1 protein-coding gene is annotated in these 229 nt (G+C 50.7%); it reads left to right on the top strand.

Annotation, left to right across the window (positions count from 1 at the left end):
* On the top strand, positions 1-229 hold a 229-nt coding region (locus tag HBA93_RS24070; RefSeq protein WP_221724883.1), incomplete at both ends, for a TerB family tellurite resistance protein.

Genomic DNA, 229 nt, shown 5'->3' with positions numbered 1-229 from the left:
TGAATACGGTGAGAATAAGGACTTTCTCGAAGCTGTATTGGCTGCATCCGCATTGGTTGCCGCTGCGGATGGCGATATCGAAGAGACCGAACGCCGTAAGGTCATATCCATCGTTACCAATCACCCGTCGCTGGGCAAACTGTATCAGTCAAACGTCATCGAAAGCACAGCAGAACTTATGTTCAAACGTGCCAAAGATGTTTCTGGCCGCAACCAGCTAGCCCGCGAA

Source organism: Ochrobactrum sp. SFR4, from assembly GCF_019730395.1.
GTDB lineage: Bacteria > Pseudomonadota > Alphaproteobacteria > Rhizobiales > Rhizobiaceae > Pseudochrobactrum.
This window is presented reverse-complemented; position numbering and strand designations above follow the sequence as displayed.